Consider the following 21596-nt stretch of genomic DNA (forward strand, 5'->3'; position numbering starts at 1 on the left):
CTTGACTTTTTAAACCGCTTTGAATTAAAGTGTTTTTCAATGCAAATTTATTTATTTTAGGGATTTAGTGTCTCAACGCATTTATTCTTTTGAAGAACATCAACTTTGTATGAAAAAAGTTGACTCCGATGCGCTGTATGTTATGCAAAAACTTCGTACTGCAGGTTATATAGCCTATCTAGTCGGAGGAAGTGTTCGTGATCTGCTGCTACATAAAAATCCTAAAGATTTTGATATCTGTACATCTGCACAACCAGAAGAAATAAAAAAAATATTCAGAAATTGTATTTTAGTAGGACGGCGTTTTCGCCTTGCTCACATTCGATTTGGAAAAAAAATATTAGAAGTTTCCACTTTCCGCTCCGGAGATAATGAGCTTGATGAATTGATTGTACGTGACAATAAATGGGGAACGGCAAAAGAAGATGCTTTAAGACGTGATTTCACAATTAATGCACTTTTTTATGATTCAGACTCTCAATCCATTATCGATTACATCGGGGGTTTTGAAGATATAAAAAAACAAGTTCTGCGCACTATTGGACAACCTTTTATTCGTTTTCGTCAAGATCCTGTTCGCATGCTAAGAATGCTTAAATTTCAAGCGAGATTTGGTTTTACCATTGATGATCCCTCACATATTGCTTTGCTTGAATGTCGTCAGGAAATTATGAAAAGCTCTCCTGCGCGTATACTAGAAGAGTTGCTGCGCATGTTGGAATCTAAAGCTTCAGAGCCTTTTTTTCGTCTTCTTGCAGAACATGGGTTTATGCATTTATTAATGCCTTCATTAGGAGATTTTTTAGATTCTAAAGATGCAGAAGAGGTCTTCTCTTTTCTAAAAGAAATCGATAGCTACTTTATGGAATCTGATCATATAAATCTATCACGTGCTGTTTTATTAGCTGCTTTGGTATTTCCTATCTTGGAAAAAAAAATCTATACACGTTATGTAAATCGAGATATCATTTTGCATTTGGGACAAATAAATGAAGAAGTGCATGAACTACTTGATGAAATATTTCACCCCTTTATCAATCTTTCTCGTAGGTTACGTACAAGCTTGCAGTCGATTTTGGTTTCGCAATACCGCATTACCCCTTTTGATTCTAAAAAATCAAGGCGTATTCGAATCCCTCAAGATCCAGATTTTATGCAAGCTATGCAATTTTTTGAAATTCGTTGCACATTAGAACCAGCCCTTAAAGTTGTATGGGAACAATGGAACCACGCTCTTACAAATCCTACATCTAATAAACGACGGCGACGTAAAAAGAAAACAAAAACAGATGAAGCCTCAGCAACTTAACCTAGCTTCTGATATTCAACTGGAATATTTGGGACCATCCGTTGATTTAGGCCCTCTACCCGCTGTATTTTATTTTGCTCTATCTGCTAAAGATTCTCTCTCATTAGATCCCTTTAACCAACCAGCTGTCTATCTTTCCCAATTTCCTTTAAGGATTTTTTCGATAACTCTACCTTATCATGAAGAAGGAAAGCCTGCTACAAAAGGACTTACAGAATGGGCAGTAGCTATGCAAAAAGGGGAAAATCTATTAGGAAACTATCTAAAAAAGATCCAAAATGCGATCCGCCTTCTATTAAGTCAAGAACTCATGCTACCAAACAAGATTGCAACAATGGGGCTATCTAGAGGAGCTTTAATTGCTGCACATGTAGCAGCAAACAACGCTGAAATCCCCTATTGGCTAGGATTTGCTCCTCTAACCAAATTATCTTATCTCCAAGGTTTTTCAGATTTAGTTAGTTGGGACCTTATGCATATAGTTGATCTGTTATCTGTTAAAAAAATCCGCTGTTATATTGGGAATAGAGATATTAGAGTAGGAACGCGTAATTGCTTTGATCTGATAGAAGCTCTTGTTGAAACAGCTTACCAAAAAAGATCCCTTTCTCCTCCTATTGAATTACGAATTTTACCTTCGATTGGGCACCATGGTCATGGCACAGCAAAAGAAACATTCCATCATGGGGCGAAATGGATAGCTAAGCAACTTAAGGTCTTTTAATGTCTTGTGATCTTTTTATGTTTTGTGGAGAGCCAAGCGGTGACTTACATGCAGAATCTCTTTTAACTGAACTCAAAATAAAAAAACCTACGCTTAAAATATTTGGTGTTGCCGGACCGCGTATGCGATATCAAGGAGTGAACTCTATTCTTGCCATGGAAGAGTTGCAAGTTATGGGGTTTATTGATGTATTTTGCGCATTTCCTAAACTGCTACGCATATTTTACAAGGTAGTAAATGCTATTTTGGAATTACAACCAAAAATGGTATTCACCATTGATTATCCAGGTTTTAGTTTGCGATTACATCGACACTTAAAAAAAAGGGGCTTTAAAGGACAAATTGTGCATTTTATCTGTCCTTCCGTGTGGGCATGGGGTAAACATCGAGTTGCTTTTATGGAAAAGCATTTAGATCATTTATTCACTATCTTGCCCTTTGAATCGCAAATTTTCCGAAAGCTTCCTACGCAATATGTTGGGCATCCACTTCAATCTCGTATTCAGTCTTACAAATATCAAGACCTTGATTTGCCAAAGGAGAAACAAATCATTGCGCTATTTCCAGGAAGCAGACCTAAAGAGATCGAGCGTAATTTACCTATTTATCTTGATGCCTGTAGACACTTATGCGTAAATAATCCTAATTTACATATTGCTCTTTCTGTAGCACAGCCTAAATTCCATTCTCAAATCCTCTTAGTTCTACAAAAAAAAAATTGGGATTGTCCGATTACTTTTGTTCCCTCTTCTCATAGCTATGAACTCATGCAAAAAACCTATATTGCAATTGCTAAATCAGGAACGGTAACCCTTGAATTAGCTCTTCATCTTGTCCCTACGGTGGTTACCTACGGGCTATCCAAACTCGATTTGATGATAGCAAGAGACCTATTGCGCATCCGACTACCGTTTTATTGCTTAGTGAATATCCTTGCAAATGAAGAACTGTTTCCCGAGCTCATCGGCCCTTATTTTACTAATGCTTCTCTTTTATCCCATGTGTATCACTTAACAGAAAATCATACAAATTATCAAAAAAAATGTAAGCATATATTAACTTTACTTGGCAGAGCAAATACAGCAAAAGAAGTGAGTAAACAGATTTGTCTCATGTTAAATAAGTAATTAAAATCTTATTTTATCTAGAAAAAAATACAGGTTTTTACTAAATTTGGTCTAATTTATGAAAGAATTACATATTTACATCGACCGTCTAAAGTCGGGTCAAACAGAAAAGATTTCTGAAAGCATTTCATCTGATTTTTTAGAAATCGATGAACAGGATCTCTTTTTTGATAAAATCTTCCAGATAGAAGCTGAAGCCTATTTGGCTAATGATCATTTAATTATACAGTTTACACTAAATATTAGTGCTTTTATCCCTTGTTCTGTTTGCAATGCAATGACAGAAAATATTTTAAATTTGGACAATACTTGCTTTTCGATAGCTTTATCTGAGATTAAAGGTGCTGTTTTTGACTTTACCGATGAAATACGCTCTACCATTCTCAATCTAGTGCCCTCTTTTTCTGAGTGCAACCAAGGTAATTGTCCAGATAGATCTGTATTAAAAAAATATTTAAAGCCCCCTGTGAAAGATGGACCTAACAAAACAAAAGACGTCTATTTTCCTTTTGCGGGAGACAATTTTTTCATTGAACTTTAAGTAAAATCTTAAATTAGTTATAAATAATCCAAATGATTTTTTAAGGAGTATTCAACCATGGCTGTACCTCGTAATCGCACCTCTAATGCTCGAAAGAATTCCCGCCGTGCTCACCACGCTAAAAAACCAAAAAATGTAAATAGCTGTACGAATTGTGCTCAAAGCTGCTTGTCTCATCGTATTTGCTCTCATTGTGGATTTTATGCAGGACGTTTGGTAGTCAGTGAGAGGAAAGATTAAGCCGTCCCTATCCATTGGCATTGACTTAATGGGAAGCGATGCCCCTGCAAGAGAACTGCTTGAAACCATTCTCTTGCACTATAGCTCATTTGACGATCCCATTTATTTGACTCTATTTGGCACTTCAGAAGTGTTTGAGGGTATTTCTTCCCCTTCCGCTTCCATTTCTTTCTTTCCTGCACAAGAAGCCATTCTCATGCACGAGCTGCCCTTAATTGCCATTAAACGCAAACCTAATTCCTCTTTATGTGTGGGGATTCGCATGTTAAAAGAAGGGCATTTGCATGCCTTTATTTCAGCAGGAAATACAGGTGCTTTAATGAGCTGTGCAAAGATACATCTATCCTCGCTATCTGGCTTAAAAAGGCCCGCCTTATTAACCCTGTTCCCTGGGCATCAATCGGAAATTGCTTTGCTCGATGTAGGAGCTAGTATTTCTTACAAAGCAACCCATCTTGTGCATTTTGCAGCTATGGGAATTGCCTATCAAAAAAGTCGAGGTATCTCTTGTCCTAAATTGGCACTTTTAAACATTGGATCAGAAGCAAAAAAAGGCACTCCTGAGCTAAGAGACGCCTATCAAACGCTACAGCGTTTATCTGATGAAAATGATTTTATATTTATAGGAAACGTTGAAGCTAGAAACGTATTTCAAACAGAATTGGATGTATTAATCACTGATGGGTTTACCGGTAATATATTTTTAAAAACCTCTGAAGGAATCGCTTTTAATATTCTAAAAATGATTGGTGATATTGACAAAGAAACTCATTCTTTGTCATTACAAAGAGCCCTTCATGAATTACGTCAAAAGCTCGATTATTCTAAATATCCCGGAGCTCTTCTTGCAGGAATTGACAAAATTGTGATTAAGTGTCATGGAGAAGGCTCTTCTTCGAGTATCCTAAGCAGTATTAATAATGCTTGTCAGTTAATTAAATATAATTTTATTGACAAGGTTAAAGAACAGTTGCAATCATTGCTTTTTTCTGGAAAAAGAACATAAAATCTTATAGGATTACTTCTTTTAAGTCATATACTCACTAAAATCTGTTCGCTTAAAGGACCCGATGCAAGAAATTTTATTAAATATCGAGTCAAAAGAAGTTCGCTATGCTGTGCTTAAACACGGAACTCTTTATGATTTGATTGTAGAAAGAAAAAAAAATCGACAAATAGCCGGTAATATTTACCGCGGACGTGTAACAAATATTTTACACAATATCCAATCTGCTTTCATTGATATTAATGAAGGAGAAAATGGATTTATCCATATTTCTGATATTTTGGAAAACACGCAAAAGTTTCAAGAAATATTTGATATGGATTTTGAATGGAATCATCAGGTCTCCTCAAAGCAGACAAAGCAACGCAAAGAGACTGATATTTCTAAACTCTTAAAGCCAGAGCAATCTGTACTTGTACAGGTAGTAAAAGAGCCCATCGGCACTAAAGGAGCGCGGTTAACCTCTAATATATCTATTCCGGGTAGATATCTTGTTTTGTTGCCTAATACCCCTCATCGAGGAGTATCGCGTAAGATAGAAGATCCTGCCTCTAGAGATCGCTTGAAAAAACTCATCCGTGCTTTTGAAATGCCTCAAGACATGGGTCTTATTTGTCGAACAGCAAGCATGAATGCTTCTGCTGAAATGCTTATTAATGAAGCAAGCGAGCTTCTTAAAACATGGCAACACATCATCGATCAATTTCATAAAGCCAATAAACCTACATGCCTATATGAAGAATCCGATCTAATTAAGCGCGCTATTTTAAGTGCAATTGATAAGAAGTTTGAGCGCTTATTGGTTGACGATCACTCTGTTTATCAAAGATGTAAACGCATGTATACAAAATATGCATCAGAGCACCATTTAAAAATTGAGTTATACAGAGATAAAGTGCCCATGTTTGAAAGATTTGGCGCAGAAAGAGAAATTGAAAGAGCTCTACGGCGTAAAATTTGGCTTCCAAGCGGAGGTTATTTGTTCTTTGATCGAACAGAGGCAATGTTTACAATTGATGTAAACTCAGGACGCTCTCAAAGCTCAACATCTGATGTAGAAGAAGCATTGGTACATATTAATATGGAAGCTGCAGAAGAAATTGCTCGCCAACTTCGTTTGCGCAATATCGGAGGCTTAATCATTTGTGATTTTATCGATATGCGCTCCCGCAAAAATCAACGCCGCGTCTTAGAACGCTTAAAAGAAGCAATGAAAGATGATTCTGCCAAATGTACTATTTCAGGTATGAGCGAATTTGGTTTGGTTGAAATGACCAGGCAGCGCAGCCGAGAATCTCTAACTCAAACCATGTTTATAAGCTGTCCTTATTGTCATGGAAGCGGAATGATAAAAAATCATGAAAGCGTCTCCATTGAAATTAAACGGGCTCTTAAAAAGCTGATTTGCCAACAACAACACTTTGGCCTCAAATTAGTGACTCATCCAGAACTAGAAGCCTATTTGAGTCAACACGACAAAAAAAATCTGACTAAACTAGTAGAAGGCTGGCATGCGCAACTCTCTTTTGAGAGTAATGACAACCTACACTTAAATGAATTTCAATTTTATTCAACAATCAATGGAAAAAAACTCGAAATCTAGTTCATTTTTAGAGCAGCTGCAGCTTGCTATTAACCAGAATCTCATTCCTAAGAAATCCGCTACAATTTTGCACGGATTTTATTTAGAATATAAAGCGGCAGCTCTACAGACCAGAGAAAAAACAGAACAGATTTTTCTTACCTTTCTAGAACTTGTTATTCTACAATGCTCTTCTCCCTTTGTTTTTTCTCATTACCATCAAAGATTGCGTAAAGATTTTGATTATCACAAATTTGCTCTTGATTTTGTAAGACCTCTTATCGACATCCCTTCTTCCTCTTTAAAAGGAGAGCCCTACTTAGAGGAAATGAATTCTCACCTAAAGAACGAAGGCAATGTTGTTCTTTTTGCTAATCATCAATCTGAAGGAGATCCTCAGATGATTAACATTTTATTAGAGAAAAAATTTCCGAAAATTGCAGAAGAGCTCATTTTTGTTGCTGGAGATCGTGTAATTAGCGACCCATTAGCGGTTCCTCTAAGCCTAGGCTGTAATTTATTGTGTATCTATTCAAAGCGCTATATTGACAATCCTCCCGAACTGAAAATGAAAAAGCAACTGCACAATAAAAAAACTATGGATACCATGAGTAGCCTCCTAAAAAAAGGAGGTAATATTATCTACGTAGCTCCTAGTGGTGGTCGAGATAGAAGCAATAATGAAGGAGTTATTGAAGTAGCAGATTTTGACCCTCCTAGCATTGAAATGTTTTATTTAATAGCTAAACGCTCTTTACGCCCTACGCATTTTTACCCTCTAGCTTTAAAAACCTACGCTATCCTGCCCCCTCCTAAAGCTATCCAAGTAGAACTAGGAGAATCACGAACGGTGGGCTATGGTCCCATCCAAATAGCGTTTGGTCCTGAGATTGACATGGAAAGTTACGCTTTAAAAAAGCCATTAGATAAACATGCACGCCGTAAAGAACGTGCAGAATTCATCTGCAATTTAGTGCGTAAGATGTACAATGACTTTTTCTAAGATTTAGACAAATCTGCAAATGCTTTTCCTTGAAATTGCATATCTATGGCCATGATGAGATCGTTTTTCTGAACTGGATTTTGCTCTGAAGAGCCTAAAGGAACAATTTCCAAACAAAATGGAAGCAATTGTTCTCCTGGTCTTAATTCTCTATCGGGCAAGTCTTCATTTCCAAAAAAAACATTCAAATCTACCGATTCCTCATAATTAGGCCTATTAGATCCAATACTAAGTGAATTAATAATAAAAATACCTATCATTGTAACTTTTGAAGCCACAAAAGGATTTATTTGGGGTAGAGCAGAAAAAGCTTCATCGCTCTTTAATACAACATCAAAAGCTTTTTTCTTAAATCCTCGTACTATACCAGAAGAGTTCCATACTACATAGGCAAGCTCCTCTCCTAATTCTATTTGAGGAAAAAATCTTCCCCGATCTTCATGGTTTAAAGGAATAGGACAAGAAAAAACATGCCTTGACATTTCATCTTTAAGATTTTGAGTTAACTTTGGGAAATTTCTTTTAAGAAGGTGCAGAATACTAACAAAGTCCTCCCTATGCAATGCATCTGGAAGAGTTGCTGTTATATCAATACTATCTGTAATATTTTTCATGAAGATAGGTAAATTTTCATTTAATCCTGGCATCCTGATTCGAATATTTATCATCTCTTTAATGGATGAGGAAAGTCGAAAATCTTCTCTAATAACAACCTCTGGTTCTTGTTGATAAGGGAATCTAGTTTGTAAATCTCGAAAATTCTTTTTAACTATTTCACCTATTTGTGGAACTTCTTGAACAACAACAGCATATCTATTAGCAGTCTCTAACTCTTGATTGCCTTCCTCAAAAGAGAAAGTTTCTCTAAGAATATTTGCTTCTTGAAATTGTAGAGACTGGGATTCTCTGTAAAGATTTGACTCCCTAACTCTTGGTACTACTTGTAGTCTTCCATCAGAATAGTTAGAGTAATTTGATATTTCATCCATATTAATGCCATTTTTTTATAAAAAATATGATTTAAGTATACGGAAGTTTATTGTTTAATAACAATCACATAAATTTGTTAATAATAGTAAATTAATTTATTACCTTGAAAGTGTCTATAGGATTAAAATTGAAAGTAAAGAGTTGTATTTTATAAACATGCACACTCATTAAAGAATGTGCATTAAATATGATTTGTAAGATGTATGAAGGCCTTTATCTAAAATCTAAACTGCGCCAATATTTTTTCCTGAAATAGAGTTTCTATTGCCATTACAAGATCATCTTTTTGAACTGGGTTTTGTTTTGAAGAAAATTGAGGAACAATTTCTAAGCAAAATGGGATCAGTCTCTCTTCATGATTTTTGAATCTGTCCGACAAATCTTGTTTAGCGCTAGAAACACTAGCTCCTTGAACTCCAAGCATCCCAAAAGTAGTATGGTTACTTCTTGATGAAAGGCCTCTCTCATTTAGATCATCACGGCAAAGATCTCTGAATCCAGAAACACTATCACAAGCAACTCTACTAGGTAATTCAGGGCCATCACTAGAAATTCTACCTCCACCAAGCCACCATGATTGCGTAGACGTTGGTAGTTTAATAACAAGGATACCTATTACCATAATCTTTGAAGTCATAAAATGAGCAGACACTCCAGCTCCTTTTTCTATTCCTTCTAAATTGGCTTGAGATAGAGCAACTCCACAAAAAGCCTCTTTATTTTCAAGTAAAATATCACATGTTTTTTCTTTAAACCCTTTTGCTAAATGAAAACCGGAAGAGTCCCAAGCTATATAGGCAATCTGTCCTTCTGATTCTATTTGGGGAAAGAAATTTCCCTTACCTTCATGATTTAAAGGAATTGGAGAGGAAAAAATAAATCTCGGTATTTTTGTTTCTTTATTAAAAAATGATGATGAAGTTAGCCTTGGAAAGTTTGCTTTAAGAAGATCCAGAATACTAGTACACCCTAACCCTTGCAATGTGGCTGGAAGAGATGCTGATAAATCAATGGTATCCTTTATATCTTCCATAAAAAAAATAGGTAAATTTCCTCCACTATTTCTGCTTACTTCTGGGGCTCTGACACAAAGCTTTAGCTCTTGGTTATCTACTTTAAAACTAATCTGTCTACTTAGAGACGATAGTTTTTCTTGTAAGTCTTGAAAGTTTTTTTCAACTACTGATGAGCTTTGAGAACGTGCAGCTTCAGAGATAGTAGCATTAGCTATGTTACGAGTAAGAGCTGACATTTGGTCTGCTGGCATTTGGTTTATAGAATTACTTGAACCCTTTGAAGGAAATCTTTGATGTCTTGCTGTATTATTTAAGTTATTTAGGGGCATAATAGACCCTCCTTTTAATCTTAGATTTTAATGAAGCAGATCAATAGTAGTAGATTCTTTAAATTAATGACAATCTTATTGCAAAGATAAAAATTTAAAAAGAATAAGCAGCGCCCTTTTTTCTTGACGTTTCCTCGACAAAAAAAGGATTTTAAATCAGAATGCAGAGCATAACGTTTTTAAGATAAGGGTTTGATCATGAAGTATTTTTTGTCTTTAATTTGCTTGAGTGCTTCTTTATGCGCAGTAGATCCATCTGCTCTCTCCTATACGATTATTCAGGATCAATGCAGAGTCCCTATTCTTACTCCGTCTCTTGCTGAAAGAGAAACAGAAAAAATCATTCTAGAAAATGGATTGAAAATTCTTCTTATTTCTGACAAAGACACTCCTCAATCTAGCGCGGGTGTTTGTGTAGGAGCTGGCTCTTGGAAGGATGATCATCCTGGAATAGCTCATTTTTTAGAACATATGTTATTTATGGGCACAGAAGCTTATCCAGATGAATCTGAGTATATGCAATTTATTAAAGACCATGGAGGCAAGGTAAATGCCTATACGGCTCCAGATCGAACGGTTTACATGTTTTCCATTCATAACGATGCTTACGCACAAGCCATTGATCGTCTTTCTCATTTTTTTATCGATCCTTTATTCTCTACCAGTTGTATACAAAGAGAACTTAATGCCGTTGACAATGAGCATGCTAAGAATATAGAGCACGACGGATGGCGTCAGTATATGATTTTAAAAGAGACAGGAAATCCAGATCATCCAAATTGCAAATTCTCTACTGGCAACAAGGATACTCTTTGTGAAATTCCTCAATCTGATTTGAAAAATTGGTACTCAAGCCATTACAATGCAAACTGTATGCATTTAGTCATGATCTCTTCTCTAAGCATTGCTGAAATGAGAGATTTAGCAGTTACCAAATTTTCGCCTGTTACTAATGCTCCCTATCAGAAAAAAAATCCTCAGAGTTCTTTATTGTCAGGTCAACAAAAAGGAAGCATGATTTTTATCAAACCGGTTAAAGATCTAAAAACTCTTTCTTTATGCTGGGAGGTCCCAAAAGAATTCGCTGCTAATCTAGAAGAAAAAGCCCCCGAATTTATCGCTTATATTCTCAATAAAGAGGTAAAGGGAAGCTTATTTGCTAAATTAAAGAAAGGAAACATCGCGGAAAATTTCCATGTTTGTTGTGATCGCTTTAGTAAAGATAGCCTCCTTTTTTGTATCGATATCTGTTTAACCGATTCTGGTCTTCTACAAATTGATAGTACTATATCCTATGTATTTGCAGCACTTGAGCGCTTGAGGACAGAAAAATTACCCGACTATCTATTTCAAGAGTTTAAAGCCATGGCAACTATAGATTACCAATATCAATCTAGAAAAGATGCCTTTGAAATGGCTTCAGAAACAGCTTCTGATATGCTTTATGAGGACCTTAGCTCTTATCCGATTAAAACGAAGATCCCGACCGTATTTTCCCCTCAAAGAATTCATAGCTTTTTAAATACACTAAAACCCGCTGAATGCGTCTATTTTGTCATTGCAGAGCCAAGTAAGGTAGGGGTTGTTACCGATCGAGAGGAAAAATGGATGAAAGCAAAATACGCAATAATTCCGATCGATCAAAAGCAATTACAAGCCTGGCAGAAACCTGGAATTAATCCTGAGATCAACCTACCAGGGCAAAATCCTTATATACCTAACCAATTAACTCTGCAAGACACGCCTTTGCAAGAAATACCAGCTTTGATTCATCAAGATGAGGGTTCTGAAGTATACTTTTTGGCAGATCATTATTACGGTACTCCAGAAACCGTATTTACATTTCAGCTCAAATCGCCTCTTTTTAATCAAACTCCAAAGGCTCAAGTACTAGCCGATTTATGGTCTTATGCTCTCCAGGAGATGCTTGCTGATGAGCTATCCTTTGCTAAAGATGCGGGGATTCAAATAGAGCTAAAACTAAAGCCTTTAGAAGCTATTATCTACATTCGAGGGCTTAGTGAAAAAATGCCTTTATTCACTAAGAAAGTCTTTCAAGCATCTAAACAGGTTGTTTGTTCACAAGAAAAATTTCAGATTTATGTTAGTTCTTTAGTTGCTAGTTATGAAAATGTTTCAAAAGAGCTCCCTGTGTGTCAAGCTTTAGAACAAATGAGTGGAGTTATTTTTGATCAACCCACTAGTCAGCAAAAGCTACTAGCTCTACAAAAAACTTGTCTGAAAGATTTGTGTGATTTCTCAGAAAAATTTAGTCAATGTCTTTATATGCAAGCTCTTTTGTATGGAAACCTCAATCAAGAGTTAGCAACAGAGCTTTGTAAAGAAATACAGACAATTTTGGCAACAAAACCCTATTCTCTTCAGAGCCAAGCTAAAGCTAAAGTTCTTCTTCTATCCGATCTGCATGGACCTTATAAGCTTGTTTTTGAGACAAACCGACAAGGAGCAGCCGCTTTACTTCTTCTACAAGAAGGATCATTTAGTTTTGAATCATGGGCTATTCAACAAGTTTTAAGTCAAGCTCTAGAAAGTGCTTTTTTTGAAACATTGCGTACTAAACAGCAAACAGCTTACATAGCTAAAGCCTGGGATGATGAAAAAGAAAAACAGCTTCTACAGTATTTTGCAGTACAATCTAGTACACATACTCCCACTGATTTATTAGCGCGTTTTGAATTATTTTTAGAAGATTTTGATAAAAATCTGCCTATGGAAATTTCGTTAGAGCGCTTTGAAAAAATCCGCGCTAATTTAATTACTTCTCTTGCTATGAGATCAGAAAACATGTTTAATAAAGCAAAAGAAACCGCTAAATTAGCTTTTTATTATCAAGACTTTGAATGGATAAATAAGCAAATAGATAGCCTAAAAGCTCTATCCTATGATTATTTTTGCATAGCTGCTCAAAAGTTGATTTCTCGAAAGAACTCTCGTAGATTGGCTATTTTAGTAGAAGGAGTCATGGCAGACGATAAAAACTTTTGCTATGAGCTTACTTCTAAAGAAGATGTACAAGCTCTAGGCCAACTTACATCTAACTAGGTTTTTTAGTGATTAGAAAATGGCTACCCTTTTTGCCTATTTTATTCATCTTGTCCTTTGTCTTGTATTTTTTCTTAACAGGAAAATACAAGACATTAGACTTTAATCTCATCAAATCCCAACATGTCATTTGGGAGCAATATGTACAGGAATATCCCATTTTATCTGGACTCTGTTTTATTTTAATCCATACAATTTCAGTAATACTGATTATTCCAGCTTCTACCCTATTAACTCTGGCTGCTGGATTCTTATTTCCCTTTCCATTGGCAATTGCCTATACTTGCTTTTCTGAAACATTAGGGGCCGTTATATTTTTTTTTATTATGCGCACTGCATTTTTTCAATTTCTCTCTCATAGAAAAAAGACTTATTTCATCCATTTAAGAGAGTCTTTTTACCGCTATGAAATCAGCTATCTGCTTTTCTTGCGCTTCAGTCATATCCTACCTTTTTGGCTAATTAATCTACTTTCTGCTGTTTTCCGAGTAAATACCTACACATTTATTTGGACAACTTGTGTTGGGGTTTTGCCCTTAATCATTGTGCTAGCTCAGGCAGGAGGAGGTCTTTCTACCTTTTTCAGAAATGAAACGGACTTCTCTTTTGCTGCTATTTTTAATACACAAATCAAATTAAGTTTACTTGTTTTAGCTTTTCTTGCTCTTTTACCTATTTTATTAAAAAAGTATTTCCCTCATAAAAAAGTTTTAAAATAATTAAATTCCCTCAATTTATATTCAATAAAATCTTAAAAACAAGTTAGTTAAACTATTAAATAATAAGCTCTCAAAAAAATTAAATTCATAATTTTAATAAAAGTATTTACAAAATAATTTATTTATTCTAATTGTAAAATTAAGTTTAAACATTTGAGAGAATTATGAAACATCATACTAATTCAATATTCGGTTTAGGATTAAGCATAGTTGCTTTAGTCTATCTTTTAGGTTGCAAAACACATGAATCTAGCTTTTCTGTCTCGGATCTATTCAATAGATGGGATAATAAAGGCCTATCTCTATTTAATAAAAAAGATTCTAAAGATGTTTTTCTTTGTTCAGAACCAAATAGCTTTAGAAAAAAAACTTCTTCCTATAGAGCACCTGTATATACCGATTTTTGTGAACCGGATTGCTGTGATCAAAAAAGAGTAAAAAGTTTTGACCCTTGTATAGATGTTACCCCTTCTGCCAGAGGGTGCATAGAAACATCTGGACCTTACCTAGAGGCAGCTTACGTATATTGGCGTAGTTCTATTGAAGACTTGAGCGTAACCTCTAACATACAACCAACATCTACCAATCAAACTAAAGAGACAATTAAGCAAATTGACTATAAATATGAAAGCGGCTTTAAGCTAGGCCTCGGATATAACCTATCTTATGACTACTGGGATATTTTTGCTAATTGGACTCGTCTACATACTCAACCAAATTCTTCTTGGAGCTCTACAAGTCAAACCTTAAATGCTTCTTTATTAGCTCCTTTTGAAGGATCTGGTATATTAGGATCTAATTCTGTTAATTCACGTTGGAACTTACATTTTGATACTGTTGATTTAGAGTTAGGTAGACGTCTATTTCTCGGGCGTAATCTAGCCATTCGCCCTTATGCAGGGTTAAAAGGAGCTTGGGTAACATCTAGATTGAATACTTCTTATGCTGGAATCAATAGTTTAGTCTTTAACTCAGCCAATGTATCTTTAAAGGATAGAAATCAAGGTATAGGGCTTAGATTCGGGATGCAAGGTAGATGGGATTTAGGATGTTCTAATTTTGCTATCTTAGCCAATATTGCTGGAGCCATTCTTTGGAATAATATTAAAGTCCACAATAACACCACTGAAAATCGTTTAGATGGCACCCTCGGGGGTGGTAGCAAACAGGCCCATTACCGCACCCTAAAGCCTCTAGTAGAGTGCTTTATAGGATTAGACTGGGGTTCTTGTTTCTGCAAAAAATACTACTTAGGGATTTCAGCTGGTTATGAAATGCAGTTCTGGTGGGATTATAACACATTTTTTGTCGCCCCTAGAAATACCACTATGTATGATTTAAAGCTTCATGGTTTAACCGCTACTATCACAATTGACTTCTAGGATAACTTCATATTGTGATAAACAGCGTCTACATCATCTATTGCTTCTAGATACTCGATCAAATCAAGGTTTAGTCTTTGATTTTCTGCATCGCATTCTATATATGTTTTGGGAATCATTTGAAGCTGTGCTTCTTCGCAAATAAACCCTTGTGTTTCCAAGGTTTCTTTTACTTGAAATAATTGATCGGGGGCTGTTGTAATCATACAAAAATCTTCTTCTAGATCAAAATCTTCTGCTCCTGCTTCTGTTATCAGGTTAAAAAGCTCTTCTTCACTGGCATTTTTTTTTCCCTGAATAATTCCTTTACATTCAAAGTTAAAAGCCACAGAGCCTGGATTTGCAATACTGCCTCCTTTTTTGTTGGTGGCAATTCTCATTTCAGAAGCACTCCGATTTTTATTATCTGTCATAATTTCTACAATAATGCCTACACCTGCATACCCATACAATTCATAAGATATTTCGCTATAATCTGCTTGGGTAGCGCTTGTAGCTTTCTTAATGTTGCGCTCAATATTCTCATTAGGTAGGTTTGCACTGCGTGCTTTGTGTAAAACCATTCGCAGTTTGGTATTTGCTTTAGGATCAGCTCCACCTTGTTTTACAGCACTAATGATCTCTTTGGTTAAACGAGAAAAAAGCTTTCCTTTAATAGCATCTGCTTTTCCTTTTCGATGCTTTATATTTGCCCACTTGCTATGGCCTGCCATAATTTCCCTCTGTTAGATCAATCTTTTTTGCATAAAAACTTTAGCGAGATATGTATTTTTTTCTTTGATAAATCTCTCTTGACGTCCGAATTCTACAAATCCCAGTTTGGCATACATTTTACGAGCAGGATTGCCTTCATATACCTCTAAGTGCAGAATGCTAATGTTAAATTTCTCTTGTGCTAACTTCATTAAGTCTTCCATTAACAAGTGACCTATGCCACATCCTCTCTTGTCTTTTTGTACAATAATAGAAAAAAGACAAGTGTGTTTTAGTTTTTCATAAGCTTGTATATAAAGCGTTGCCATTGCGCAAGGTACGTTATTATGCTCCACTGTTATCCCTGAGCCAAAGTGGGAATACCCAATCCAAATCCTGATGGCATCTGCTACCTCTGGCTGTGTGAGCATCGGGAACCAGTGTAAAACTTCAGGATCAGAAAGCCATTTGGTTAAATAAGGAGCATCTGAGCGATCTGTTAAACGAAAGTTCAAATGAGAAAGAGGAGTTTTTTGTCTATTCATATCAATGAAATCCCAAATAGAAGGCGTGCATAGTACTGATCATTTTCTTTGATGTAGTCTTTTTGCTCAGCAAACTGATAAAAATCGTATTTATGAAGTAGATGAATTAAAGGGTTATCTTCCACTACTTCTGTATAAATCTCTTCTAGCTTAAAATATACTTTTGCTAAATGTATGAGGTTTTTTAATAAACTATTACCTACTCCTTTTTGTTGATAGACGGGATCTACAATGATTTTAAATAAGCAGTGATGCGAAACCTTTTGATAAGGCATTAAAAACAAAGTAGCTATTCCACAAGGTGTCCCATTAAGTGTAGCGGTAAGGCTTGCACTATAACGACAAAATCCCAACCAACACTGCACTGTGTTATTTACTTCCTGCTCATGACTAACAGGAAGAAAGTGCTGTAATTTAGGATTCATCAGCCAACTGCGTAAATAGGTCTCATCGGTAATATGAGTATATCTAATATCTAATTCTTCTTCTATTTCTGCCATCGATTAACCAAATTCTTGAAGATATGCATTAATAAAGCCATCTATCTCTCCATCAAGTACAGCTTGCACATTGCCCACTTCATACTTTGTTCGAGTATCTTTTACTAGGGTATAAGGTTGAAATATGTAATTACGAATTTGGCTTCCAAAACCAATTTCTTTCTTTTCTCCTGAAATCTGTTCTAATTTTGCTTTTCTTTCCAAACACTCTTTTTCATATAATTTAGCCTTAAGCATCTTCAAACAGGTTTCGCGGTTTTGCACTTGACTTCTCTCTTTTTGACAACTTACTGTAAATCCTGCATATCGCATACGTACAGCCGAATCAGTTTTATTCACATGTTGCCCTCCTGCTCCTGAAGCGCGGTAAGTCTCTATCTGCAATTGATCTTCCTTAATCTCCACTTCAATTTTGTCATCAATTTCAGGAGTAATATCGACAGAAGCAAAGCTGGTATGACGACGTGCATTACTATCAAAAGGAGAGATACGTACTAATCGATGAACGCCGCGTTCTGCTTTAGCATAACCATAAGCAAATGAACCGATCAATCGAATGGTAATGCTTTTTAATCCCGCAACATCTCCATCTACAAAATCGAAAATCTCTGTTTTCCAACCTCTTTTATTCGCCCAGCGTTGATACATGCGAGAGAGCATGCTTGCCCAGTCACAAGATTCTGTTCCTCCTGCTCCCGCATTAATTGTTAAAAAACAATTTTTTTTATCTAGCTCTCCAGATAACATTTTACGAATTTCTAAATCAGAGAGCTGTCTATCAACTTCTTTAAGTTCTAGCTCTAGCTCATGAAAAAATTCTGGTTCGGCTTCTGGGTCCACCTCATTCATTAGCTCACATACATTTTCAAAACGCTGTTTTACTTGGCAGACAGGAACTGTCCAAGCTTTTAAATCATTAATCTCAGAAATAATCTTTTGCGCTAGATTCTGATCATCCCAAAAATCTGGATCTTCCATTTTTTTTTCTAGAAGAACAATTTTCTTTTCCTTTTCACTTAAGTCAAAGATACCTCCACATATGTGCTAAACGATTTTGAATTCCTTTAATCATATTTTGTATAGATTCCTGCATAAAACCATCCAATCTCCAGTTTAATCCTTAAAGATGCCATAATAATGCAATTCGATCCCAGCGCATTTTTTCAAAAAAGTGATTCATTTACATTTTTTTCAAATTTAAAAATTTACAAAAATATAAAAAATATTTATAAAATCTATATTAAAAAATATTTTTTTTATTTCTTTTTACAATTTTTAAGAATTTCAGGAGATTTATGTCAACACAGCCAATCAATAATCCCCCTATAGAAGCTCATGCAAAACCTGTTGTCCTTTCCAAAGTACAATGGTTAGGCAGACAGATTTCCACATTTGGAAAAACGCTATATTCTCAATTAACTAAAATTACTCATCTTTTTTACCAAACAGTCAAAACCCATCCAAAAAAAACCCTAGCTATACTTACAGGAACAACTATTACTGTTTTGATTTATTATAAAGGAAAAACTCTAGTAACTTATCTAAAGTCATTGAAGAAAGAGTCCAAAGAAAAAGCTCTGCAACGAACAATTCATACTCTTTCCAAGCGATTTTGTGATGAATCAAAAAAATTAGGGGAACATTTTCTCATCTTAGAAAAAAATACTCAAGATATTTCTACAGCTCAAAAAACCATAAATGATTCTATAAGTATTGAGCAGCAGCAAATTATAACTCAATATGGCGAAATTCAAGAAGATTTTAAAAAGTTAACCGAATCAAAGCTTCATGAAAATGCTTCACCTGAAGAAAAAATTGCCCTGTTAGAAACAAATATTAATAATCTACCAGCTCTTAACCAAAGAATTACAGGATTGATAACAAGAACCAATAACTACAAAACTCATCTCTCTCATTGTTCTAATCCATTTGGATCGTAAAAAAAGAAGTATGAATAAGAACTATTCTTTTTTTTCTATGTGCATGATGATAACACATCGAATTTAAGATAGATTTATATTCTTAAGATGTCTTATAACTATTTTACGAATTGCAAGAAAAAATTATAAACTAATTATTTTAATTACGCTCATTAAATATTAAGGAGATTAAAAGATGAATTTAAACATAGGAAATTTCTTCAGCGCTGCCCGTACTGCTACTGCAAATACAGCATCAAATGTTTATGGCTTTAGTAAAGACATGCTTGGTAAGGGTTATTCTGTATGTTCTTCTTTATTAGACAAAGTGGGTCAAGTTGCAGGAAGATGCATTCCTAATGCGGTTTCTAATATAGTAAAAGCACATCCAAAGAGCTTTTCTTTTGTTGCTGGTGTTGCTACTACTGTTGCATCTGGTGCTGTGATTTATCGAGTTTTCTTTAAACAAACTCCTCCTCCACCTACATCTACACCTACAACTGTATAGAAAAATATATATAAGCCTTAAGGCTAGAGATACTGCATCTCTAGCCTTTTTTATCTTCTATAAGCTTTCACTAAGCGCACCTGTTTCTTGTAGAGCGATGGTATCTTCTTCTATTTTATAATCCCATATGCCTTCAGAAGGAATAAGAGGTCTTTTCTGAAAGACCACTTGGCCTTTTTCTTGAAAAGCTAATAGACAAACCCCATCTTCTACTTCAATTTGCATCTCTTCTGTCAATTCGACATTTTCGGCGATAAAACAAGAATTACCTTTTAGGGTGATTGTGCATTTTTCATGGTAAGAGATCTGGTCTTTCCAATAGATATTAGAAGGGGTGCGATCAATCCCTTGGTTTTTTATTCGAACATTACTTAAACGGCATCTACCGAGCTGTTGAGAATAGACTAAGCGATCTTCTACATAATGCCCTATTACATGCTCAGCAATAATGTGGAGTACTCCGTCTAAATAGAGATTTTCTAATTGCACCTCAGCTATTTCTAAGCGCAACTCACTTCCCCAAGTCATGTGTCCAGATTGGATTTTTTGAGCAATAATCGTGTATAGAGGACCTAGAGCAGGATGGTATTGAAACAAAGTAGAAGGACCTTTAGTAATATACTCTTGATGAGAAGAAAATACAGGTAGCGAAAAATCACATCGATTTTTTAATAGATCGTATCCATTATACAAAACATCATAAAAACAGCCTTCTGGTGTCTCTAATAAAGAATTTGTTTTTGTAGATTTTTTCTTTACTGTAGAAATGGTTTTATGTCTTAAGTTATAGCTCAAAAAAGAATCTAACTCATCTATTTGACTAGCAGAAAAGCACTCAGCGATATTTTGCATCATTGATTCTAGCCTAGCAATTTCGCACTCTTCGAGATGCCCTTCCTTATTGATAAAACAGGTTTTTTTCTGATTAACAAGCATCCCGGGAATAGGGCATTTCTTAGTGACTTCTTCAATCGCTTTTAAATCAGCAAATAAAATATTTGTATTGGAAAAAAAACGTGAATAAGAACTTCCCTCTTTTAAAGGAAGGTCTTTCATTTGGTATTTTTCAAGATCACAATACTCAATATTTGTTATGCAATACTGCTTTTTTTCATTTACACAGAGTACATTAATCCCTTCTGCGGCTTCCAATAAACGCAAACAAGAGGCAAAGCCAAACTGTTTATTTTTCTGATAACCAATTCCACAAAATGCAAGCAGCCCATAATCAACAGAAGCTACTGGATTATTAATCTGCCGAATTAAAATTTTGGTATACCCTTGCAAGGCAAGCCAAGCAAAGATCTTTTGCTCAATCGCTGTTTTCCATAGCATTCCATGGCCACCTGGCTTTCTTAAAATACGGCTATTTTGCGTTTGTAACCACTTCCCCTTGCCATTTAATGCAGGCACAAGCGGCTGTTGAAAAAAACGAAAAAAGTCTTTAGAACGACCAAACCATTTGTTTTGCTTGCAGATGGATAAAATGTGAAGATGATTATTTTTTTCTTCAGAGGTCATCATAGCAACAGGTGTGATAAGCTGTTTAGCAAATAGTTTAAAGTAGAGATACTCCTTTGCTTGAAGATCGCGAATTAATCCTTCTAATAAGCTTCTACCACAAAATTCTAGTTTTGCAGCAGGAAGAGAAGAATGAGTTGCTGTATCCATCAGCTGCAATCGGTCAGCTGCTCCTCCTACAGGATAAATTTCCGCTAAAAAGGGAAGTGCATAAAGCCCTTCTAAGATATACTTACAAGTTAAAGAGTCCTCTTGTGCTATATTCACATCTTCTGGTTGCTCATAGCTCTTATATTCATGGGATAGCGTGTCATTTGAAAGCAATGATAACATCATGGCGTGATAACCAACTATTCCCCCAATGGATTGATAAAAAGATTCAACCGGATAGAGATCTTCTAAAAGATTTTGTATATGTTTTTTGTCGAGTGGGTAAAAAAGATGATCCTGGTTAATCACTAGAATGGACTTCAAAATCAGCTGATCTTTTACAGTCAAAGGCAGATCGATTGCCTTTGGAAGAGGCCTTTTTAATAGCTTTAAGCGCTCTTGATCGTTTTTACAGAGCTTAAGCTTATTTGCTAGAGCACAAAAAATCTCCTGATCTGCTATCATTATTATACAAAATCAGCCATAAATTAAGGGATAAGACCAAATTGCCACGATCTGGTTCTAAATTGCAAGTGATCTTTTAAGAATAAAAATGATTTTATAGAGAAAATTTCAACTCATTTATCCACAATTAGTTGAAAAAAAAGAAACGAGAATCTTATCCTTGTGAAGTTTTTATAAAACGATTTTTTTTGACTATAAATTCCCTCTAGAGATACAACATGTCCTTCGAGGGGAGAATAGAAAATCCTCGAATTAGCTATCCAA

20 protein-coding genes are annotated in these 21596 nt (G+C 35.4%); 13 read left to right on the plus strand and 7 right to left on the minus strand.

The genetic code is table 11. The features are described from left to right. The first annotated feature begins 67 nt into the window (after positions 1 to 67). The 8 genes from pcnB (at position 68) to RHTP_RS04220 (ending at position 7532) form a co-directional block, all read left to right on the plus strand. Positions 68 to 1309, plus strand: a complete 1242-nt coding sequence (pcnB, locus tag RHTP_RS04185) for a polynucleotide adenylyltransferase PcnB (RefSeq protein WP_138106878.1) — start codon at positions 68 to 70, stop codon at positions 1307 to 1309. Next, positions 1290 to 2033 (plus strand): alpha/beta hydrolase, encoded by a 744-nt coding sequence (locus RHTP_RS04190; protein WP_138106879.1) that lies wholly within the window; start codon positions 1290 to 1292, stop codon positions 2031 to 2033. Before pcnB ends, RHTP_RS04190 begins: the two co-directional genes overlap by 20 nt. Beyond that, positions 2033 to 3160, plus strand: a complete 1128-nt coding sequence (lpxB, locus tag RHTP_RS04195; protein WP_138106880.1) for a lipid-A-disaccharide synthase — start codon at positions 2033 to 2035, stop codon at positions 3158 to 3160. The genes RHTP_RS04190 and lpxB overlap by 1 nt, the downstream gene beginning before the upstream one ends. Before the next feature lie 58 nt (positions 3161 to 3218). Then, positions 3219 to 3701 carry a DUF177 domain-containing protein gene (locus tag RHTP_RS04200; RefSeq protein WP_138106881.1) on the plus strand — a complete coding sequence of 161 codons (483 nt, stop codon included), beginning with the start codon at positions 3219 to 3221 and terminating at the stop codon, positions 3699 to 3701. A 57-nt stretch (positions 3702 to 3758) separates the two neighbouring features. Further along, positions 3759 to 3941, plus strand: coding sequence for a 50S ribosomal protein L32 (gene rpmF / locus RHTP_RS04205; RefSeq protein WP_138106882.1), 183 nt, complete (start codon positions 3759 to 3761; stop codon positions 3939 to 3941). Further along, positions 3925 to 4947, plus strand: a complete 1023-nt coding sequence (gene plsX, locus RHTP_RS04210) for a phosphate acyltransferase PlsX (protein ID WP_138106883.1) — start codon at positions 3925 to 3927, stop codon at positions 4945 to 4947. Before rpmF ends, plsX begins: the two co-directional genes overlap by 17 nt. A gap of 64 nt (positions 4948 to 5011) precedes the next feature. Next, on the plus strand, positions 5012 to 6550 hold the full coding sequence (locus RHTP_RS04215) for an Rne/Rng family ribonuclease (protein WP_138106884.1): 1539 nt from the start codon (positions 5012 to 5014) through the stop codon (positions 6548 to 6550). Continuing rightward, positions 6528 to 7532, plus strand: coding sequence for a 1-acyl-sn-glycerol-3-phosphate acyltransferase (locus tag RHTP_RS04220; protein ID WP_171005728.1), 1005 nt, complete (start codon positions 6528 to 6530; stop codon positions 7530 to 7532). The genes RHTP_RS04215 and RHTP_RS04220 overlap by 23 nt, the downstream gene beginning before the upstream one ends. Here the strand turns inward: RHTP_RS04220 and RHTP_RS04225 are convergent. Beyond that, complete coding sequence (locus tag RHTP_RS04225; RefSeq protein ID WP_138106886.1) at positions 7529 to 8521, minus strand: hypothetical protein; 993 nt, start codon at positions 8519 to 8521, stop codon at positions 7529 to 7531. The genes RHTP_RS04220 and RHTP_RS04225 overlap by 4 nt on opposite strands. A 218-nt stretch (positions 8522 to 8739) precedes the next feature. Then, a complete protein-coding gene (locus RHTP_RS04230) occupies positions 8740 to 9867 on the minus strand; it encodes a hypothetical protein (protein ID WP_138106887.1) in 1128 nt (375 codons plus the stop codon). Positions 9868 to 10065: 198 nt separating this feature from the next. On the opposite strand from RHTP_RS04230, the gene RHTP_RS04235 reads away from it, so the two are divergent. The 3 genes from RHTP_RS04235 (at position 10066) to RHTP_RS04245 (ending at position 15031) form a co-directional block, all read left to right on the plus strand. After that, positions 10066 to 12930, plus strand: a complete 2865-nt coding sequence (locus tag RHTP_RS04235; RefSeq protein ID WP_138106888.1) for an insulinase family protein — start codon at positions 10066 to 10068, stop codon at positions 12928 to 12930. Positions 12931 to 12938: 8 nt separating this feature from the next. After that, entirely contained in the window at positions 12939 to 13649 is a 711-nt protein-coding gene (locus RHTP_RS04240; RefSeq protein WP_138106889.1) for a TVP38/TMEM64 family protein, read from the plus strand. Positions 13650 to 13813: 164 nt separating this feature from the next. Then, positions 13814 to 15031, plus strand: coding sequence for an Lpg1974 family pore-forming outer membrane protein (locus RHTP_RS04245; protein WP_138106890.1), 1218 nt, complete (start codon positions 13814 to 13816; stop codon positions 15029 to 15031). On the opposite strand, the gene RHTP_RS04250 is transcribed toward RHTP_RS04245, so the two are convergent. The 4 genes from RHTP_RS04250 to prfB form a co-directional block, all read right to left on the minus strand. Beyond that, positions 15028 to 15744 carry a YebC/PmpR family DNA-binding transcriptional regulator gene (locus RHTP_RS04250; RefSeq protein ID WP_138106891.1) on the minus strand — a complete coding sequence of 239 codons (717 nt, stop codon included), beginning with the start codon at positions 15742 to 15744 and terminating at the stop codon, positions 15028 to 15030. The genes RHTP_RS04245 and RHTP_RS04250 overlap by 4 nt on opposite strands. A 12-nt stretch (positions 15745 to 15756) precedes the next feature. Further along, positions 15757 to 16269 carry a GNAT family N-acetyltransferase gene (locus tag RHTP_RS04255; RefSeq protein WP_138106892.1) on the minus strand — a complete coding sequence of 171 codons (513 nt, stop codon included), beginning with the start codon at positions 16267 to 16269 and terminating at the stop codon, positions 15757 to 15759. Then, positions 16266 to 16769: a GNAT family N-acetyltransferase gene (locus RHTP_RS04260; protein ID WP_138106893.1), complete on the minus strand. Its 504-nt coding sequence runs from the start codon at positions 16767 to 16769 to the stop codon at positions 16266 to 16268. The genes RHTP_RS04255 and RHTP_RS04260 overlap by 4 nt, the downstream gene beginning before the upstream one ends. 3 nt (positions 16770 to 16772) lie before the next feature. Then, a protein-coding gene (gene prfB, locus RHTP_RS04265) for a peptide chain release factor 2 (RefSeq protein WP_212742857.1) occupies positions 16773 to 17862 on the minus strand; the annotation gives its coding sequence in 2 pieces (ribosomal slippage) (positions 16773 to 17792 and positions 17794 to 17862; 1089 coding nt in all). A 202-nt stretch (positions 17863 to 18064) separates the two neighbouring features. Here prfB and RHTP_RS04270 point away from each other — a divergent pair. Together RHTP_RS04270 and RHTP_RS04275 are read left to right on the plus strand one after the other, a co-directional pair. Next, positions 18065 to 18709: a hypothetical protein gene (locus RHTP_RS04270; RefSeq protein ID WP_138106895.1), complete on the plus strand. Its 645-nt coding sequence runs from the start codon at positions 18065 to 18067 to the stop codon at positions 18707 to 18709. A 175-nt stretch (positions 18710 to 18884) separates the two neighbouring features. Further along, positions 18885 to 19196 carry a hypothetical protein gene (locus RHTP_RS04275; RefSeq protein WP_138106896.1) on the plus strand — a complete coding sequence of 104 codons (312 nt, stop codon included), beginning with the start codon at positions 18885 to 18887 and terminating at the stop codon, positions 19194 to 19196. Between the two features lie 57 nt (positions 19197 to 19253). Here the strand turns inward: RHTP_RS04275 and RHTP_RS04280 are convergent, their stop codons facing one another. Further along, positions 19254 to 21332 carry a UTP--glucose-1-phosphate uridylyltransferase gene (locus RHTP_RS04280; RefSeq protein ID WP_138106897.1) on the minus strand — a complete coding sequence of 693 codons (2079 nt, stop codon included), beginning with the start codon at positions 21330 to 21332 and terminating at the stop codon, positions 19254 to 19256. Positions 21333 to 21596 lie beyond the last annotated feature (264 nt).

The sequence above is a fragment of the Candidatus Rhabdochlamydia sp. T3358 genome (genome assembly GCF_901000775.1).
GTDB lineage: Bacteria > Chlamydiota > Chlamydiia > Chlamydiales > Rhabdochlamydiaceae > Rhabdochlamydia.

Bases quoted from the DNA above. Each gene is read 5' to 3' on its own strand.
- RHTP_RS04200 (WP_138106881.1), top strand. From the start codon at position 3,219: ATGAAAGAATTACATATTTACATCGACCGTCTAAAGTCGGGTCAAACA.
- RHTP_RS04250 (WP_138106891.1), bottom strand. From the start codon at position 15,744: ATGGCAGGCCATAGCAAGTGGGCAAATATAAAGCATCGAAAAGGAAAA.
- RHTP_RS04235 (WP_138106888.1), top strand. From the start codon at position 10,066: ATGAAGTATTTTTTGTCTTTAATTTGCTTGAGTGCTTCTTTATGCGCA.
- RHTP_RS04280 (WP_138106897.1), bottom strand. From the start codon at position 21,332: ATGATAGCAGATCAGGAGATTTTTTGTGCTCTAGCAAATAAGCTTAAG.
- RHTP_RS04220 (WP_171005728.1), top strand. From the start codon at position 6,528: ATGGAAAAAAACTCGAAATCTAGTTCATTTTTAGAGCAGCTGCAGCTT.
- RHTP_RS04275 (WP_138106896.1), top strand. From the start codon at position 18,885: ATGAATTTAAACATAGGAAATTTCTTCAGCGCTGCCCGTACTGCTACT.
- rpmF (WP_138106882.1), top strand. From the start codon at position 3,759: ATGGCTGTACCTCGTAATCGCACCTCTAATGCTCGAAAGAATTCCCGC.
- RHTP_RS04225 (WP_138106886.1), bottom strand. From the start codon at position 8,521: ATGGATGAAATATCAAATTACTCTAACTATTCTGATGGAAGACTACAA.
- RHTP_RS04245 (WP_138106890.1), top strand. From the start codon at position 13,814: ATGAAACATCATACTAATTCAATATTCGGTTTAGGATTAAGCATAGTT.
- RHTP_RS04270 (WP_138106895.1), top strand. From the start codon at position 18,065: ATGTCAACACAGCCAATCAATAATCCCCCTATAGAAGCTCATGCAAAA.
- RHTP_RS04215 (WP_138106884.1), top strand. From the start codon at position 5,012: ATGCAAGAAATTTTATTAAATATCGAGTCAAAAGAAGTTCGCTATGCT.
- RHTP_RS04230 (WP_138106887.1), bottom strand. From the start codon at position 9,867: ATGCCCCTAAATAACTTAAATAATACAGCAAGACATCAAAGATTTCCT.
- RHTP_RS04190 (WP_138106879.1), top strand. From the start codon at position 1,290: ATGAAGCCTCAGCAACTTAACCTAGCTTCTGATATTCAACTGGAATAT.
- RHTP_RS04260 (WP_138106893.1), bottom strand. From the start codon at position 16,769: ATGGCAGAAATAGAAGAAGAATTAGATATTAGATATACTCATATTACC.
- lpxB (WP_138106880.1), top strand. From the start codon at position 2,033: ATGTCTTGTGATCTTTTTATGTTTTGTGGAGAGCCAAGCGGTGACTTA.
- RHTP_RS04255 (WP_138106892.1), bottom strand. From the start codon at position 16,269: ATGAATAGACAAAAAACTCCTCTTTCTCATTTGAACTTTCGTTTAACA.